The organism is Hydrogenophaga sp. NH-16 (assembly GCF_004006415.1).
Taxonomy (GTDB): Bacteria; Pseudomonadota; Gammaproteobacteria; order Burkholderiales; family Burkholderiaceae_C; genus Hydrogenophaga; species Hydrogenophaga pseudoflava.
In genome coordinates this window covers 4695156-4710000 of record NZ_CP029344.1, presented here as the reverse complement: position 1 = coordinate 4710000, position 14845 = coordinate 4695156, and the positions used below count along the sequence as shown (strand labels likewise).

Sequence of the window (14845 nt, the reverse complement as noted above, 5' to 3'; positions counted from 1 at the left end):
GAAGGTACGCTAGGTACGGTCGGACATCGTGCTAATAGTGCAATGGCATAAGCGTGCTTAACTGCGAGACTGACAAGTCGAGCAGATGCGAAAGCAGGACATAGTGATCCGGTGGTTCTGTATGGAAGGGCCATCGCTCAACGGATAAAAGGTACTCTGGGGATAACAGGCTGATACCGCCCAAGAGTTCATATCGACGGCGGTGTTTGGCACCTCGATGTCGGCTCATCTCATCCTGGGGCTGTAGCCGGTCCCAAGGGTATGGCTGTTCGCCATTTAAAGAGGTACGTGAGCTGGGTTTAAAACGTCGTGAGACAGTTTGGTCCCTATCTTCCGTGGGCGCTGCAGATTTGAGGAAGCCTGCTCCTAGTACGAGAGGACCGGAGTGGACGCACCTCTGGTGTACCGGTTGTCACGCCAGTGGCATTGCCGGGTAGCTAAGTGCGGAAGAGATAACCGCTGAAAGCATCTAAGCGGGAAACTCGTTCCAAGATTAGATCTGCCGGGGCCTTGAGCCCCCTAAAGGGTCGTTGAAGACCACGACGTTGATAGGTCGGGTGTGGAAGCGCAGCAATGCGTTAAGCTAACCGATACTAATTGCCCGTGAGGCTTGACCCTATAACTTTGACGAAACCACGTGTCTGAAAAGACGGTTCGTGCAAATGTCTTATGCCCTCATGACTAATATCATGACGTTGGCAGCAATCAAAAACAGCTGATTCGAAACTCTATGAATTCGTCTGGCTGAACAGCCCGTTCAGCCAGGCAACAAGTTATGCCTGACGACCATAGCGAGTTGGTCCCACTCCTTCCCATCCCGAACAGGACAGTGAAACGACTTTGCGCCGATGATAGTGCGGGTTCCCGTGTGAAAGTAGGTCATCGTCAGGCTATTATTGAGAAGGCATGCAGGAACAGAAGATCGCCGGCGACGGCGTCGTCACCGGCTGGGGCACGATCAACGGCCGCCAGGTCTATGTCTTCTCCCAGGACTTCACCGTGCTCGGCGGCTCGCTGTCGGAAACCCATGCCCAGAAGATCTGCAAGATCATGGACATGGCGATGAAGAACGGCGCCCCGGTGATCGGCCTCAACGACAGTGGCGGCGCCCGCATCCAGGAAGGCGTCGCCTCGCTCGCCGGTTATGCCGACGTGTTCAAGCGCAATGTCGATGCCTCCGGCGTCATCCCGCAGATTTCCGTCATCATGGGGCCTTGCGCCGGTGGTGCGGTCTATTCGCCGGCCATGACCGACTTCATCTTCATGGTGCGCGATAGCTCCTACATGTTCGTCACTGGCCCCGACGTGGTGAAGACCGTCACCAACGAGATCGTCACGGCCGAGGAACTCGGCGGCGCCGGCACCCATACGAAAAAGTCCTCGGTCGCCGACGGCGCCTATGAAAACGACATCGAGGCGCTGGAACAGGTCCGCCTTCTGTTCGACTTCCTGCCGCTCAACAATCGCGAAAAGCCGCCGGTGCGGCCCTTCCACGACGACCCGGCCCGCATCGAGAACCGCCTCGACACGCTGATCCCGGACAGCTCAAACAAGCCCTACGACATGAAGGAGCTGATCTACGCGCTCGCCGACGAGGGCGATTTCTTCGAGATCCAGGAAGCCTTCGCCAAGAACATCATCACCGGCTATATCCGCATGGAAGGCCAGACCGTCGGCGTCGTCGCCAACCAGCCCATGGTGCTCGCCGGTTGCCTCGACATCGACAGTTCGCGCAAGGCCGCCCGTTTCGTCCGCTTCTGCGATGCCTTCAACATCCCGATCCTCACCCTCGTCGACGTGCCCGGCTTCCTGCCCGGCACCGCCCAGGAATATGGCGGCGTCATCAAGCACGGCGCCAAGCTCTTGTTCGCCTACAGCCAGGCCACCGTGCCGATGGTCACGCTCATCACCCGCAAGGCCTATGGCGGCGCCTACGACGTCATGGCCTCCAAGCATATCGGCGCCGACATCAACTATGCCTGGCCGACCGCCGAAATCGCCGTCATGGGCGCCAAGGGTGCGACCGAAATTCTCTACCGCTCCGAACTCGGCGACGCGGAAAAGATCGCCGAGCGCACCAGGGAATACGAGGTCAACTTCGCCAACCCGTTCAAGGCCGCCGAACGGGGTTTCGTCGACGAGGTGATCATGCCGCATTCCTCGCGCCGCCGCATCGCCCGCGCCTTCGCATCGCTGCGCAACAAGCAGGTCGGCACGCACTGGAAGAAGCACGACACGATCCCGTTGTAAGGATATTCAAAGTGCCCCACATCGAGACGCACAACGGTAACCCGTTCATTCCAGAAAGGTGTCCGTTGCCATACAGGACGAATCCCAGCATCGGAACTGAAAACAATGGCACGCCGTTTCTCATAAAGCCCGAGGGCTTCAGCGGAACGCGCCTGAGAACCCATGAGCGCGTAGGCGCGTATTTTGTTCATCTCCTATTCTTCTACTCACTCTGGAGAGCATTTGGCAGCCCCCCTTTTCCGCGACTGAATTTGGATGCGAAGCGTCTAGGGTATTTGATGAGCGACAATGTCGTGGAGTTTGCGGAACCGACGGCCGAGGACTGTGAAACGTCCTACACGGCGTCTTTAAGAATAGACGAATCCAACGCACGTTCAGCATTTCCTGCGGCCTTCATCGACTAAGCAGGATTAAACTACGATTCGCGAACTTTAACGACTACAGGCACTTATGTCTCGCTAAGGCCGCTTTGAGTTGAAGGCCGCCACCAATGAACTGGACCACAGCTAATGGCAAAGCCCCCCGAAATGACCAAGCATCGCGGCTTTCCGTCGGGCCTGCCCGGCCATGGTCATCATTTCACCATTCGGCGCGCCAATGAGAAGGGCGCGACGCCGCTCAAGCCCCTGCAGCGGCTCGCCCGCCCCAACACGATCGAGCAGAAGGTCGACGCCGCCTTCCTGCATGCGCTCTGGCATCACTTCGGCGACGAACCGTTTGAGCGCGGCAATCTCGATGCCGGGCGGCTCAACCTGCTGTTCGGCCGCGAGGTGGTGCCGGCGGAAACACCGTTCGACCCGACCTCCTACCAGGCCCTTCTGCGGATCGACGAACGGGTGGCCCGCAAGAATTTCCCCGAATCCTTCGAAGACGTGTTCGAGGTCTGACGCCATGGCCAAGGAACCCCTCATGCCCAAGCATCAAGGCTTTCCGGCCGGAATGCTCGGAACGCAATGGCAGTTCACCATTCGACGGGCCAACCCCAAGGTCACGCCGCTCACCGCCTGGCCGCGCCATCGCACCATGGACAAGTCGGTGGCGGTCGCCGACATCGAGTTCGTGCACGCCCTCTGGCGCTATTTCGGAACGGAGCCGTTCCAGCGCGGCAATCTCGATGGCGAGCGGCTGTGCCGCCTTTTCGGGCGCGAAGTGCTGCCGGCGGAACGGGCCTTCGACCCCGCCTCCTATTTCGCCCTGCTGAAACTCAATGAACCGCTGGCCCGGAAGAATTTTCCGCAAGCCTTCGACGACACAATGGAAGCCGGTAAGCCATGATCAAGAAACTGCTGATCGCCAACCGTGGCGAAATCGCCTGCCGCGTCATCAAGACCGCGAAGAAGATGGGCATCAAGACCGTCGCCGTCTATTCCGACGCCGACCGTGACGCGCTGCATGTGAAGATGGCCGACGAGGCCGTGCATATCGGCCCGGCGCCGTCCAACCAGTCCTATATCGTCATCGAGAAGATCCTCGAAGCGATCCGCCAGACCGGCGCCGATGCCGTGCATCCGGGCTACGGCTTCCTCTCGGAAAACGCCGTCTTCGCCGATGCGCTGGCCAATGCCGGCATCACCTTCGTCGGTCCGCCGGTCGGCGCCATCCAGGCCATGGGCGACAAGATCACTTCCAAGAAGCTCGCCGCCGAAGCCGGCGTCTCCACGGTCCCCGGCCACATGGGCCTGATCGAAGATGCCGACGAAGCCGTAAAGATCTCCGACCAGATCGGCTATCCGGTCATGATCAAGGCCTCCGCCGGTGGCGGCGGCAAGGGCATGCGCATCGCCTGGAACGCCGAGGAAGCTCGGGAAGGCTTCCAGTCCTCGCGCAACGAGGCGAAGAACTCCTTCGGCGACGACCGCATCTTTATCGAAAAGTTCGTCACCGAGCCGCGCCATATCGAGATTCAGGTGCTCGGCGACAAGCACGGCACGGTGCTCTATCTCGGCGAACGCGAATGCTCGATCCAGCGCCGCAACCAGAAGGTCATCGAGGAGGCCCCCTCGCCCTTCCTCGACGCCGCCACCCGCAAGGCCATGGGCGAACAGGCCGTCGCGCTCGCCAAGGCCGTCGGCTACCACTCCGCCGGCACGGTGGAATTCATCGTCGATGGCAAGCAGAACAAGTTCTACTTCCTGGAGATGAACACCCGCCTGCAGGTCGAACACCCGGTCACCGAACTCATCACCGGCCTCGATCTCGTCGAGCAGATGATCCGCGTCGCCTCGGGCGAAAAGCTGTCCTTCGGCCAGGACGACGTCAAGCTCAACGGCTGGGCGATCGAAAGCCGCCTCTACGCCGAAGACCCCTACCGCAACTTCCTGCCGTCGATCGGCCGCCTCACCCGCTATCATCCGCCGGTCGAAGGCAAGCAGGACGACGGCACCATCGTGCGCAACGACACCGGCGTCTATGACGGCGGCGAGATCTCGATGTATTACGACCCGATGATCGCCAAGCTCTGCACCTGGGCGCCCGATCGCCTGTCCGCAATCGACGCCATGTCGAAGGCGCTCGACAATTTCGAGGTCGAGGGCATCGGCCACAACCTGCCCTTCCTCTCGGCCGTGATGAGCCAAGACCGTTTCCGCTCCGGCAAGATCACCACCGCCTATATCGCCGAGGAGTTCAAGGACGGCTTCACCGGCGTCGCCCCGGACGAAGCCGCCGCCCGCAAGCTCGCCGCCATCGCCGCCGTGATCAACCAGACGCTCCAGGAGCGCGCCGTTTCCATTTCCGGCACGATCGGCAACCACCAGCGCAAGGTCGGCAAGGACTGGGTCGTCACGCTGGCCGGCAATGTATTCCCGGTCACGCTGTCGACCGGCGTCGACGGCATCGCGGTCGCCTTCGCCGATGACGGCAAGTGCGCCGTGACCGGGGGCTGGCTGCCCGGCCAGTTGCATTCGGTCTTCCACATCGACGGCGAGGCCGTCGGCGTGAAGATCAACCTCGTCGGCCCGGCCATCCGCCTGCGCTGGCGCGGCATGGACGTGACCGCCCGCGTGCGCTCGCCGCGCATTGCCGAGCTTGCCAAGCTGATGCCGGAAAAGATGCCGCCGGATACGTCGAGGATGCTGCTCTGCCCGATGCCGGGCGTGATCACCTCGATCGCGGTCAAGGAAGGCGATCAGGTCGAAGCCGGCCAGGCGCTCGCCACAGTCGAGGCCATGAAGATGGAAAACATTCTCAAGGCCGAGAAGCGTAGCGTGGTCAAGAAGATCGCGGTCAAGGCCAGCGACAGCCTCGCCGTCGACGAACTGATCATGGAATTCGAATAGCCATCCCGACCCCTTCTCCCCCGCGGGGAGAAGTGTCGAGCGAATGCGAGGCGATGAGGGGGCCACGGGCACAATGCTTCGCCCCCTCATCCGGCCCTGCGGGCACCTTCTCCCGTAAACTGGGAGAAGGCCGAGGCGGCAAGGCTTGCGCTACCCTCTCCCCGTCTGCGGGGAGAGGGCAGGGTGTGGGGCAAACAGTAACACTAGCCGTCGGTCCGCAGTTTGTGCGGAGCAGGGAGAAGACCGGATGACCGAGAAGACCATCAAGGACTGGGAAGCACTGGCCGAGAAGGAGCTGAAGCGTCCCGCCGACACGCTGACCTGGCACACTCCGGAAGGCATCGACGTCAAGCCGCTTTACACGGCCGACGACCTAGAAGGCATCGACCATCTCGGTTCGCTTCCCGGTTTCGCGCCCTTCGTCCGAGGCCCGCGCGCCACCATGTATGCCGGCCGCCCCTGGACGATCCGCCAATATGCCGGCTTCTCGACGGCCGAAGAATCCAACGCCTTCTACCGCAAGGCGCTCGCCGCCGGCCAGCAGGGCGTGTCCGTCGCCTTCGACCTTGCCACCCATCGCGGCTATGACAGCGACCACCCGCGCGTCGTCGGCGATGTCGGCAAGGCGGGCGTGGCCATCGACAGTGTCGAGGACATGAAGATCCTGTTCGACGGCATTCCGCTGGAAAACATCTCCGTGTCGATGACCATGAACGGCGCGGTCATCCCGATCCTCGCCAACTTCATCGTCACCGGCGAGGAACAGGGCGTCTCCCGCGACAAGCTTTCCGGCACCATCCAGAACGACATCCTCAAGGAGTTCATGGTCCGCAACACCTACATCTACCCGCCGGCCCCCTCGATGCGCATCATCGCCGACATCATCGAGTACACGGCCAAGGAGATGCCGAAGTTCAACTCCATCTCGATTTCCGGCTACCACATGCAGGAAGCCGGCGCGACGCTGGTGCAGGAACTGGCCTTCACACTGGCCGACGGTCGCGAATATGTGCGCGCCGCCCTTGCCAAGGGCCTCAACGTCGACGAGTTCGCCGGTCGCCTGTCCTTCTTCTTCGCCATCGGCATGAACTTCTTCATGGAGGCCGCGAAGCTCCGCGCCGCCCGCCTGCTGTGGACCCGCATCATGCAGGAGTTCGAGCCGAAGAAGGCGTCGTCCCTGATGCTGCGCACCCACTGTCAGACTTCGGGCGTGTCGCTGCAGGAACAGGACCCCTACAACAATGTCATCCGCACCGCCTATGAAGCGCTGTCCGCAGCACTTGGCGGCACGCAGTCGCTGCACACCAACGCGCTCGATGAGGCAATCGCGCTGCCGACCGAGTTCTCGGCCCGCATCGCCCGCAACACCCAGCTCATCCTGCAGAACGAGACCGGCGTCACCAAGGTCGTCGATCCGCTCGCAGGCTCCTACTATGTCGAAAGCCTGACCAACGAAATGGCGGAGAAGGCCTGGGCCCTGATCGAGGAGGTCGAGGCCATGGGCGGCATGACCAAGGCGGTCGATGCCGGCCTGCCGAAGCGCCTGATCGAGGAGGCCGCTACCCGTCGTCAGGCCGCCGTCGACAAGGGCGAGGAAGTCATCGTCGGCGTCAACAAGTTCCGCCTGGAAAACGAAGCGCCGATCGACATTCTCGACATCGACAACACCGCAGTCCGCGCCTCGCAGATCAAGCGTATCGAACAGACGCGCCGCCAGCGCGATCCCAAGGCCGTCGAAAAGGCACTCGCCCGCATCACGGACTATGCCCGCAGCGGCGAGGGCAACCTGCTGGAAGCCGCCGTCGAGGCCGCCCGCGCGCGGGCCACCGTCGGCGAGATCTCGGATGCCATGCGCGTGGTCTTCGGCGACCATGCCGCGACCCCGGAGGTCGTGCACGACATTTACGGCAAGGCCTATGAGGGCGATCCGGAAATGCAGATGCTCTCCGGCCGTCTGACCGACTATGCGAAGAAGGCCGGCCGGCCGCGCATCATGGTCGCCAAGCTCGGCCAGGACGGCCACGACCGCGGCGCCAAGGTGATTGCCTCGGCCTTTGGCGATATCGGTTTCGACGTCGTCGCAGGCCCCCTCTTCCAGACGCCGGAAGAAGCCGCCGAACTCGCCATCACCGAAAAGGTCCAGGTCGTCGGCATGTCATCGCTCGCCGCCGGCCACAAGACGCTCGCCCCGCAGCTGGTCGAGGCGCTGAAGGCCAAGGGCGCCAAGGACGTGATCGTCGTCGTCGGCGGGGTTATCCCGCGCCAGGACTACGACTATCTCATGCAGCACGGCGTCTCGGCCGTGTTCGGTCCGGGCACCAATGTCATGGAGGCGGCGCGCACCGTGCTCGACCTCATCGAGGGGCGCCTGCGCAACGCCTGAAGCGTCAGCCCGCCGCTCCGATGACCGGACGCCCGACTGTGGGGGGGCCGGTGAACGCTTCGGCGTGGCCGCCAACCACGCTGCGCAGGAACTCAATCACCGTGCGCACCCGCGCCACTTGCCTCAGGTCATGATGGCAGGCGATCCAGTAGTGGCGGCAGAGGTCGACGTCGTCCTTCAGCACCGCCTGCAGTTCGGGATAGCGCTCGGCAATGAAGATCGGCAACACGCAGAGGCCGAGACCGTTGAGGGTGGCCGTGAGCTGGGCAAAAATGCTCGAGCTTTGGATATGCGGCCGAATTCGCGGATGGATGTCGCCGAGATAGTCGAGCCCAGGCGCGAAGATCATGTCCTGGATATAGCCTATGAAGGCATGTTCCAGCAGTTCGTCCCGGTTCTTCGGCTCGCCGCGTCTGGCGATGTAATCGCGCGTCGCATAGATCTTCAGGTTATAGTCGGTGAGCTTCTCGGTAAAGTAGGGCCCGCCCTTCGGCGGATCGAGGACCACCGCGACGTCGGCCTCCTTGCGCGACAAGGCCATGATCTGCTGGATGGTCACCAGTTCGAGCGAGACGTTCGGGTGTCGGGTGGTGAAATCCGATAACATGTGCGTGAAGAAGAAGTTGGAAAACCCCTCCGGCGCCGAGAGCCGCACCACCCCGCGCTGCGCCGTCGGCCCGCCCGCCAAATCGGCCTGCAACCGCTCGGTCTCCTGCTCAATCTTCTCCGCCGTCTCGACGAAACGCTGCCCCATGGCGGTCAGCACATAGCCGCGCGGATTGCGCTCGAACAGCTTGACCTTCAGCGCGAACTCCAGCCGGTCGATCCGCCGCGACACCGTCGCATGGCTCGAACGAAGCTGCCGGGCGGCGGTCGACAACTGGCCCGTCCGCGCCACGGCGAGAAAGAATTGCAGGTCGTCCCAGGTAAAATTAAAATTGCTCATACAGCCTCCCTCTGTTCAAAAATGAACAGAGCCTGTTTGCATTTAGTCAGGAACTCCGCTTGCGTCAACGGTAGCTTTCCGGGATCATTCTGAAGCAAAAAACGCCTTGGGTTGCACCAAGGCGTCTCTTGTGTGCCCCCGCTCATCCGTTTTGACACGGACTGCAAGGGAGCCCTTTTTGCTTTTTGTTCAGCCCCTACACTCAACGCCATGTTTCGCAGCCCGATCCAGCACTGCCGCCAATGCGGCGCACCCGTGGTCTACCGCCTGCCCGACGACGGGGACACCAAGCCTCGCGCAGTCTGCACCGCGTGTGCCACCGTGCACTACGAAAACCCGCTCAACGTGGTCGGCACCGTGCCGGTCTGGGGCGAGGACGGGGCCCAGGTGCTGCTGTGCCTGCGCAACATCGAACCGCGGCGAGGCAAGTGGACGTTGCCGGCCGGCTTCATGGAACTGGGGGAAACCACCGCCGAAGGTGCACAGCGCGAAACCATCGAGGAAGCCGGCGCCAGCATCGAGCTCGGGCCGCTGTTCACTCTGATGAACGTCGCGCGCGTGGGTCAGGTCCACATGTACTACCGTGCACGGCTGCTGAATGATCGCTTCGACCCAGGCGTTGAAACCATCGAGGCCCGTCTGTTCACGGAAGAGCAGATCCCCTGGGACGAGATCGCCTTCCGCACCGTCCGTGAAACCCTGGAGTGCTACTTCGCCGACCGCCGAAAAGGGCACTTCGGTTTTCACACCATCGACATTGCCTGACCGACAGAAACGAAAAAGCCCGCAATCGAACGATTGCGGGCTTTTCAATAAATGGTCGGCGTGGCGGGATTCGAACTCGCTACCCCTTGCACCCCATCGAAATATACGTGAAATCTTGCGGGATTTACTGGGACGTTGTGGGACGGCGTTTTTTGTTTTAAATCATATAGATACAAAGAATACTTGATCCCAAAACGTCCCACAAAATACACTGACAGCGTTTTTTTGGTTTACCCCCCGGTTTACCCCCCAGGACCCGTATGACGCGATATCCGAAGTCAGGAAAAGGCAAAAAATGGACGGCGCTGGAGCTCAAGGCCGTGCCCCTGGCGTGGCGCGGCGACATGCTGAGCGACGGCGACGGACTGACCGGTGAAGTCCGCGTTGTTGGCGACCAGACCATCTCCATCCACTTCAAGTTCGCCTTCAAGTGGAACGGCAAAGTGGCCTGGCACTACTGTGGCACCTGGCCGGCCATGTCCATGGAACAGATCCGCCGGCAACGCGATGAGGCGCGTGACCTGGTCCGCTCCGGCGTCAACCCCAACGATCAGAAGAAGGCTGAGCGCATCGAGAACCAGGCCGCGGTCGAAGCGACGATCGCGCAGGCCGCCGCGGAGGCCAGCCAGAACAAGCCCTTCAAGGACATGTTCGACGCCTGGCTGGCCGATGGCGTGGCGCGCAAGGACGGCAACGCCGAACTGCGCCGCTCATTTGAAAAGGACGTGCTGCCCGTGCTGGGCGAGAAGCCCGTGCGCAGCATCACCGAGCACGACCTGCGCAAGGTCCTGCGGACCATGGTGGCCCGTGGCGTGAACCGCATGTCCGTGCGCGTGCACCAGGACCTGGTGCAGCTGTTCGCCTGGGCCGAGAAGCGCCAGCCCTGGCGCGGCCTGCTGATTGAGGGCAACCCGGCCGACTTGATCGAGATCCGCAAGATCGTCTCCAAGGACTTCGACATGGTCAACGAGCGCGACCGCGTGCTGACGGCCAGGGAGCTGCAGGAACTGCAGGCGATCTTCGAGCGCATGGAGGCCGACTACGAGGAGACCCCGGCGGGCCACAAGTACGAGGTGCCGCGCCCGCTCAAGCGCGAGACCCAGCTGGCGATCTGGATCTGCCTGGGCACGCTGTGCCGCATCGGCGAGCTATTGATGACGCGCTGGGAACACGTGGACCTGGTGGAGCGGTACTGGACCATCCCGGTCGAGAACGTCAAAGGGCCAATGGGCAAGAAGCAGGGTCACCGGGTCTACCTCTCGGACTTCTCGCTGCGCCAGTTCCGGGCGCTCAAGGTCCTCACCGGAACATCGCCCTACTGCTTCCCGGCCCGCAACCACAAGGAAGGCACCCACATCGACGTCAAGACCGTGTCCAAGCAGGTGGGCGACCGACAGATCCAGTTCAAGGTCCGCAAGGACCTGTCACGCCGTGCCAACGACAACGCGCTGGTGCTCAAGAGCGGCAGCCATCGCGAATGGACACCGCACGACATGCGGCGCACCGGCGCCACCATGATGCAGGCGCTGGGCATCCTGCCCGACATTATCGACCGCTGCCAGAACCACGTGATGGCCGGCAGCCGGGTGCGGCGGCACTACCTGCACCACGAGTTCGCCGATGAGAAGAAGGCGGCATGGGAGAAGCTGGGGCAGCGGATTGACGCCATCCTGGCGCAAGACAACACCTCGACGCCAGTCGTGCCCACATGAGAATCTGCGCAGATGGTCAGAGACTCAGAGAAAGAGTGAAACAACATCCATCTGCACGAGAACAAAGGCAAAGTTATCGTGCGAATCCGTTGTTATCCACTGCTCAGAGCTGACGCCGGCATCTGACGGCTGCAGTCAGGACCACGGCAGTGACCGATACAGCGCGTGAACTCGCGCCATCGCCTCGTCGAAGTCGGGCAGCTCGCCGTCCACATCGTCCTGAAGACCGGCATACCCTTCGCGCGCCATCTCGACCACCACCTTGTCGTCCATGGACGCGGCGGTCGGTTCAATGCCCTTGCTGCGACAGGAGTCCACCAGCATCTGGTGAATCTGGGCCTGTTCCTCTGCCGTAAACCCTTCAACCGATGCCAGCAGAAGCCAGATGTCGTAGACATCCTGGCGGCGCTTGCGCTTGCGGATGGGCTGTTGCAACAGGGAGCGCATCTTTTCTGCCAGGACGTTGTGCAGCGAGTACGAGTGGATGGTTGCTCCACCCTCCAGCTCCAGCAGTTCGACCTCGAACACTGCTTCATTGAAGCTGTAGTCGATCTCCACCACGCGTGGTGAGTTCTTCGCCTGCAGCCGGGCCATTGCACCCGCGTTGGTCCTGTCAGCGAACCCGATTGTCAACGCCAGGTTGTGGTGCGTCCGATCCTCGCCTTTGGGCTGAACCTTGCGCGACTGCAGACGACAGGCCGTCCCGTAGGGCAGCCGGTCCTCGGCCGCTACCAGCCCTGCTTCGAACTCGGCCAGCAAGGCATCGGCGTTCTCTGCCGTGTACCTCTCGCTGGTCGAAAAATCCAGGTCACGAGTGAATCGGGTGCTGTCGTAGCGGATGGCCAGCAGCAGGCCTCCCTTCATCACCATCCGGGCCTTCAGGTTCTGCGAATGGCCGATGCTGTCCAGGATGATGTGCACCGCTTCGCGGAACCCGCGCTGATCGGCCGGCGCCGCCTCCACCCAGGCTTCAATATCGATCTCGTTCACAAGGCGTCCTCAGTACCACCTGGCATCAGGGACGCCACGTTGATCGAGAGCCTCCACTTCTCCGAGTAATGAGGGACGTACTCCCCGAGGGGGTCCAGCAGCCTGGAGCCGCCGCGCTGGGCCTTCTGCGTCCAGCCATCCACCAGCGGGTGGCTAAGCCGGCAGACCTCGTCGAGCAGGTAGCCCGCACGGACTTTTTCGACCGCGTTGCCATGCTGCTCCACCTCATCGGCGATGAGCGCCAGGTACCTGGCGCCATGTTCGCGGTACGTGTCCACGACGTGCTGCATCCCGCCACAGTTGCCAGGCTCGCGCACCATGTCCAGGAAGGCCCTGCCAACCATGGCGACCCGGATCGTGGGTGACTTGATGGTCTTGAATGCCCCTCGGCTGGAGCGACGCATGAGCTCGACACGTACGCCTTCGACACGATCAAAGACGGGGCGCCTGAGCTGCGGCAACCTGGCCCGCTGAAAAGGCTCCAGATGCTCACTCAGGTCTTTCAGCATCCGGTCCTTCGCCAGCTCCTTCCACTCAGTGTCCGGTGGCGTGGTCAGGTACAGGATCTTGGAGAACCGGTCCGTCAGCCCGTGGAACTCCATGGCGCTGAGGTGAGAGATGTAGGCGAACGGGTCGGCCGCACACGCCACCTCCGTGGCCTTCGGCTTCGCGCGCCCGAACAGGTGGTACACCGTCCCCGGCTTGAAGTCCTTGCTTGGGGAGATCAGGCCAAAGGAACCCAGGCTCTCGACGACCTTCTCATAGAAGCGAAGGGTTGGCTGCTCTTCAAGATGTGCCATCTGTGAAGTCATCAGCACAGCCAGCTCGTAGTCGGTCACGACCGGACGCTCCCAGCTGCCCAGCTTTTCCTGGATGGCCTTCATCACTGATGGCAGATACACTGAGTGATTGACTTCGACCGCCAAGATGTATCCTTTGTGTCCTAAGGACACAAAGGATACATCTTGGCATCGCAACTTGTCAAGTCAACGATTTGACGAAGTTCATGGATCGTCATAAACTGCGTCCTTAGGACGCAGTTTATGACGATCCAGATGGAAATATAAGCTGTCAGCAATCCTAAGCAGGTGTTCCGTTGTCTCGTCGAATAGTTTGTTTCGACGAAAAACGGAACATTCCCGTAGTGCAGTCCGGTCGGGAAGAGGTGCCCAGGATGCATAGAAAAATCGCCGCAGTTGACCCAGGAGGACAACTGTCGCAAGAAAAACATCCATCCAGTCGACCGGACAAGACGGCCCATCGATTCACAACGCCTCGCCCAGAGACGTACCCTGCCCTCACCGCATCAAGCCAGAAAATCGCCCCAGCGCTCACGGCCCAACGCTTCCTCTTCAAAAACCAGCCCGAGACCTAGGATGATCGGCACATGGAAGCGTCCGACACCACCACACAACGCAACTACTACGACGACCTGGCCAGACGCGCCGTGGGCCACGGCCATCCCCTTGAAGCGGCCATCGAGCAGGCTGCAAGCGCCTATCTGGATGGGAAGCCTGCGACACAAGGGAAACGCAAGCTCACCAGAAGGGAACGCGACAGCCAGTTCTGGTTGAGTCGCACGGTGAAAGACTGCCCCACCAGTGCCTGGTCCACCGAACCCATGGTGCTGGCCCTGGCCCGGTACCTCAGTCAGGAGCAGCTTGCGGTCGAAGGCCTGATCAACGCGGTCGCTCGAATCGCGCCCGATGTCCTGATCCGGGCGGTCAGGTACTCCGGGCTGGTCCTGAACCAGGAATCACCCCGGCGAGCGGAACTCACGCTGGCGGGAGAAAGCTGCCCGGCAGTCAGAGAGCTGTGCAGCGTGCTGGACATCTTTGATCAGGCGCATCGGCTGCGAGTGGCGGCAGTGCAGGCCGAAAAGGATCGATTGACCCACCTATCGGCCTTCGACTTCCTGCTCTATGCGAGCCTCTACGCCTTCGAATGTCTGGTGGGCAAAGACATCGCAGCCATGAAGGCCGGGCAAGGGGACGAAAGCCGCACCGAGCTTGCCTGGCATGCCATCAACCATCTGCTGGCCTGGAAGCTGCAGACGGCGGATGAGTCGTCACTGAAGCTGAACGATGCAAGCATTGGCCTTTCCCTGGCCCGACATCTCCGCCCCATTCTGTTCGACGAGGAACGTGGCGGTGTTGATTCATCATCACAACTGAGCCAGTGATCACGTCGAATACTGAGCCACTGGGTTGATGGATGTTCTGGCTACTCGGTTGTGGATAAGTCTATCGGGTCTGCTGTTTTTCGGTCTCCTTTCTGGGCTTTGCTGCGTGGCTTTGATGGTGCCGCGCCAGCGGCACTGGAATGCTTGAATCGCCAGCTCTCATTGCCCGTCTCCACAATGTGGCAGTGGTGCGTGAGGCGGTCGAGCAAAGCCGTGGTCATCTTGGCGTCGCCGAAGACGCTGCTCCATTCGGAGAAGGTGTAGGCAGTCTGGGTCTTCGGTGCAAGCCTGCGCATCCGCATGTCTTCGAGCATGCGCTGGCGCAACGTAAGCGCGCGG

The 14845-nt window shown here is 61.6% G+C and carries 10 protein-coding genes, 2 rRNA genes and 2 pseudogenes (1 of these 14 running past the window's edge); 10 read left to right on the top strand and 4 right to left on the bottom strand.

Going from position 1 to position 14845, the window contains the following annotated elements; translation table 11 throughout:
• The 7 genes and pseudogenes from DD542_RS22735 to scpA form a co-directional block, all read left to right on the top strand.
• Positions 1-618, top strand: a 23S ribosomal RNA gene (locus DD542_RS22735); it begins 2259 nt to the left of the window's first position.
• A 160-nt stretch (positions 619-778) separates the two neighbouring features.
• Positions 779-891: ribosomal RNA gene (gene rrf, locus DD542_RS22730) — 5S ribosomal RNA — on the top strand.
• A 12-nt stretch (positions 892-903) separates the two neighbouring features.
• Positions 904-2250, top strand: a pseudogene (locus DD542_RS22725) (acyl-CoA carboxylase subunit beta); the annotation flags it as partial.
• Positions 2251-2777: 527 nt separating this feature from the next.
• Positions 2778-3137, top strand: coding sequence for a hypothetical protein (locus tag DD542_RS22720; RefSeq protein ID WP_206610703.1), 360 nt, complete (start codon positions 2778-2780; stop codon positions 3135-3137).
• 4 nt (positions 3138-3141) lie between these two features.
• On the top strand, positions 3142-3525 hold the full coding sequence (locus DD542_RS22715; protein WP_127807171.1) for a hypothetical protein: 384 nt from the start codon (positions 3142-3144) through the stop codon (positions 3523-3525).
• Positions 3522-5528: an acetyl/propionyl/methylcrotonyl-CoA carboxylase subunit alpha gene (locus DD542_RS22710; protein ID WP_127807170.1), complete on the top strand. Its 2007-nt coding sequence runs from the start codon at positions 3522-3524 to the stop codon at positions 5526-5528. Before DD542_RS22715 ends, DD542_RS22710 begins: the two co-directional genes overlap by 4 nt.
• 247 nt (positions 5529-5775) lie before the next feature.
• Positions 5776-7911, top strand: a complete 2136-nt coding sequence (gene scpA / locus DD542_RS22705) for a methylmalonyl-CoA mutase (RefSeq protein ID WP_127807169.1) — start codon at positions 5776-5778, stop codon at positions 7909-7911.
• Positions 7912-7915: 4 nt separating this feature from the next.
• Here scpA and DD542_RS22700 read toward each other — a convergent pair whose 3' ends face one another.
• Entirely contained in the window at positions 7916-8857 is a 942-nt protein-coding gene (locus DD542_RS22700; RefSeq protein WP_127807168.1) for a LysR family transcriptional regulator, read from the bottom strand.
• A gap of 210 nt (positions 8858-9067) precedes the next feature.
• Between DD542_RS22700 and DD542_RS22695 the strand changes: the two genes are divergently transcribed.
• The gene (locus tag DD542_RS22695; RefSeq protein WP_066151467.1) at positions 9068-9622 is read left to right on the top strand and encodes an NUDIX hydrolase; all 555 of its coding nucleotides are present in this window, start codon (positions 9068-9070) and stop codon (positions 9620-9622) included.
• 260 nt (positions 9623-9882) lie between these two features.
• Positions 9883-11334: a site-specific integrase gene (locus DD542_RS22690; protein ID WP_127807167.1), complete on the top strand. Its 1452-nt coding sequence runs from the start codon at positions 9883-9885 to the stop codon at positions 11332-11334.
• A gap of 135 nt (positions 11335-11469) precedes the next feature.
• Here the strand turns inward: DD542_RS22690 and DD542_RS22685 are convergent, their stop codons facing one another.
• The gene (locus tag DD542_RS22685; protein ID WP_127807166.1) at positions 11470-12324 is read right to left on the bottom strand and encodes a nucleotidyl transferase AbiEii/AbiGii toxin family protein; all 855 of its coding nucleotides are present in this window, start codon (positions 12322-12324) and stop codon (positions 11470-11472) included.
• Positions 12321-13250, bottom strand: a complete 930-nt coding sequence (locus tag DD542_RS22680) for a hypothetical protein (protein WP_241559628.1) — start codon at positions 13248-13250, stop codon at positions 12321-12323. Before DD542_RS22680 ends, DD542_RS22685 begins: the two co-directional genes overlap by 4 nt.
• Before the next feature lie 461 nt (positions 13251-13711).
• Here DD542_RS22680 and DD542_RS22675 point away from each other — a divergent pair, with 461 nt between their 5' ends.
• Positions 13712-14506 carry a hypothetical protein gene (locus tag DD542_RS22675; RefSeq protein ID WP_127807165.1) on the top strand — a complete coding sequence of 265 codons (795 nt, stop codon included), beginning with the start codon at positions 13712-13714 and terminating at the stop codon, positions 14504-14506.
• Positions 14507-14547: 41 nt separating this feature from the next.
• Here the strand turns inward: DD542_RS22675 and DD542_RS22670 are convergent.
• Positions 14548-14766: pseudogene (locus tag DD542_RS22670) on the bottom strand (ATP-binding protein); the annotation flags it as partial.
• Positions 14767-14845 lie beyond the last annotated feature (79 nt).